The following is a 3,133-nucleotide window of genomic DNA, read 5'->3' as shown; positions in this document are numbered from 1 at the left end:
CGGCACCGCCAGCGAGATCCTCACCGCCACCGGCACCGAATGGCCAACACACTAAATTGGCACGACTCGGGCCAGGCGCTGGTCATCAAGCCAGTGCGCGCCCGCCGGCCGCGCCAGCGGACCTACGGGGATGATCTGCTGCCGGCGCGGATTCGATGCTGGGTGCTACTGCGGGCCCCAGCCGGGACGATCATGGGGCCCTTCATGCCGGTCCTGGTGCCGCGGCTGCGAGCCGAGGGCGAGATCGACCTCACCGATGCCCAGGCCGATCAGCTGAGCGGGATCTCAGCGGCCATGATCGAGGCGGATGCTCGCCGAGGAACGACGGCGGATGATACTGCGGGGCCGCTCGCGCACCAAGCCTGGATCCCTGCTCAAGGACCAGATCCCGATCCGCACCTTCGCCGACTGGAACGATGCCACCCCGGGATTCGTCGAGATCGACCTGGTCGCCCACGACAGCGGCATCGCCTCTGGGGAGTACTGCTACACGCTCACAATGACCGACATCGCCACCGGGTGGACCCTCAACCGCTTAGTGCCCAACAAGGCACGGGTGTGGGTGATCGAGGCCATCGATACCACCGCGGCGATGTTCCCCTTCCCGATCCTCGGGATCGACAGCGACAACGGATCCAAGTTCATCAACCACCACCTGCTGCACTACTGCGAGACGAACATGATCACCTTCACCCGGCGCCGATCCGGCAAGAAGAACGACGGCTGCTATGTAGAGCAGAAGAACTGCGCACGGGTGCGCGAACTGGTCTGCTACTTCCGATACGACCCAGACGCCAAGCTGAAGTTGCTGAATCAGATCTGGGAAGCCGATGACGCGTTCGCGAACTACTTCCTGCCCTCCGTCAAGCTGGCCTCCAAACACTGCGACGGGCCAAGGTGATCAAGAAGTACCACCAGGCCGCGACCCCGCACCAACGCGCCTGGGCACACCCCGCGACCCTCAAGCGGCCCGTGATCACGATGAACGCCCGCTTCAAGAAACTCAACCTCGGCGCGCTGCAACCCCAGATCCTCGACCTCACCGGCCCGCTCGAGACCCTCGTCCAAGCCAAGGCACGCGCCCACCACAACCAGACCACCGCCGCAGGCTGAAGCGGAGGAAACAGTTGAGGCAACGAACCCCCGCATCCCGAGAAACCCACCTGAGGCAACGACTCACCCATCCAGAGGTCTTGACATGAGGCATCACGGGGTGGGTGATAGCTATTGACTCAAGCGATCTGAGCAGGAAGTCACCTGGGTCGCCCAATCGAAGCTGACGCGAGTTTCCGTATACAAATACACCCCGTCGACGACCTCATTGATCTGACGTAGAGACGCTCCATTGGAGACGGCAGCCTTCTTCTCCATGATCACGACACCAGGGCAACTCCCCCACCAGGTCTCGACTGGGATCGATGGGCTCGAAAGGTAAGGCACACTGCCTGCGACCAAGAACACTCCCTGGTCCTCGTCAAGCCGAAGGGGGTCAGTTAATTAACGCTATCGAGTGACCCGCCTGAGACCGGACACCCACACTCAATACTGAAACGCGCGAAATCACCACTCCGAAACTAAATACGCTCACACAGCGAAAAAAGTGCGGACCACGGTGACCGAAAGGAATTGTTTTGTTTTTAGGCTAAAGATTTCAGAATAGAATCATCTCCGGAACCGCGTGGCATAAATATACAGGCATCAGGGCTAATTTTTTGAGGGGGCGTCATCAAGTTACTACAATGTAGAGATCATATCTAAAGTCAACTTCTCCACGTCCTAACACTCAAGCCCCAAAACCATTGGTTACACTCACATCCCTCGGTTGTAAACGGGAAATTCAGGCCTCCAAATATCGCGAATTTAATAGCATGTAAGATCATTTGTGAGAGACTGAACAGCGTCACAGGTTTACCCTATAATCATAAACTCCGTCTGATAGTGTATAATGATCACAAAGTCAATCCGAACGGAAACTTATTGGAGTACCCATGGGAACGAGTGCAGAGTTTGAAGAGAAGGAATTCGAAACACTAGCTAACGCAAGTTTTGCGCTCGGTGGGCAATCTCGACAACAGTCATTACCATCAATGTTTAGTCCGGGTCAAGTACTCGAGAAGACTTTGGGCTTTGACTTTTCAGTCTACCTCAGTCCTAGTTCTACTACCTATAAGCTTCTATTCGGAAGTTTCACCGGTCCCGTGACACCAGGAGCGCAGGCGGCCGCGGTAAATTTGCCTCCAATCGCTAGAAATGTCAATACGTTCCTACAGTACAAACGCCCCACACAATTTTCAAGAAACCATCGGCAGAGACTTTGGAGGGATCAAGAATTCCTTCGATTTGACGCACGATCCCACTACCAATTGAACGGCCAGCGACACCGTAATCACGCCCAACTTGAGGCGCTCGATGCTATCGCCAGTCAAAATCCATCAGTTGTAGTTCGCTATGCATGTCCGTCAACGGCAATTCGAAGGGCCCTATACTCTCAATATGCCCAAGGAACCCTTCTAGCAAGTTGCTGCTTTCTGGACCCTAGAAAACTGTCGCACGCACCAACCGGGACCCATGAATGGTGGCATGACTTTTGGACGTTTCTCCCTGGCAACCCTGGTTCAGGGTATCCAAATCCCGAAGGACCCTATACAGTCGCTGAGACCGGCGACCAATTTTGGCACGAGGTGAACGGAAAATTGAATTCCAAGGCCCCTCAAAGCCCTTTGCGGGAGATTGAAACAATTCGCTCCAGCCCCCTATTAAAAACCAGAGATTCGGAATTCTTCAAAAGTCCATCGGAAAGTCGTGGGCCATCAAAGTCACTCGGCATTCAACAGGCTGTAGATTCAACGCAACGTGATTTTCTCAATTCTCCGCGCAATTCGTTTAGCAATTACCATTGGGCGCCGATCAAAAATCCAAACCCGTCACGAAGGCCCAATACGGGTGAAATGGAGTCGATCAGGGCAGCTGTCGAACTGGCCGCCACAGCAAAGGAGATGGGCCTCACCTGGATAGTGGCGCAAAATTGAATACGCGACATGATTAAACAGGCCCTTCCCAAATGAGTGTGGGTAAGGGCCCAAGCGGGGTGCGTGTCACGGGGGTCGGGTAGGGGTCGAGGCCTCCAGGATGG

General features: G+C 55.4%; 3 protein-coding genes. All 3 read left to right on the top strand.

All coding sequences use genetic code 11. The features are described 5' to 3' along the window. The first annotated feature begins 307 nt into the window (after window positions 1–307). The 3 genes from GTW58_RS14755 (at window position 308) to GTW58_RS12850 (ending at window position 3,029) form a co-directional block, all read left to right on the top strand. Window positions 308–901, top strand: coding sequence for an integrase catalytic domain-containing protein (locus GTW58_RS14755; protein WP_232818144.1), 594 nt, complete (start codon window positions 308–310; stop codon window positions 899–901). Continuing rightward, window positions 898–1,113, top strand: a complete 216-nt coding sequence (locus GTW58_RS14750) for a hypothetical protein (protein ID WP_232818145.1) — start codon at window positions 898–900, stop codon at window positions 1,111–1,113. The genes GTW58_RS14755 and GTW58_RS14750 overlap by 4 nt, the downstream gene beginning before the upstream one ends. 1,568 nt (window positions 1,114–2,681) lie before the next feature. Continuing rightward, window positions 2,682–3,029, top strand: a complete 348-nt coding sequence (locus tag GTW58_RS12850) for a hypothetical protein (protein ID WP_168023541.1) — start codon at window positions 2,682–2,684, stop codon at window positions 3,027–3,029. Window positions 3,030–3,133: the final 104 nt, after the last annotated feature.

The sequence above is a fragment of the Kocuria subflava genome, from assembly GCF_012163155.1.
Classification (GTDB): Bacteria; Actinomycetota; Actinomycetes; order Actinomycetales; family Micrococcaceae; genus Kocuria; species Kocuria subflava.
This window is presented reverse-complemented; position numbering and strand designations above follow the sequence as displayed.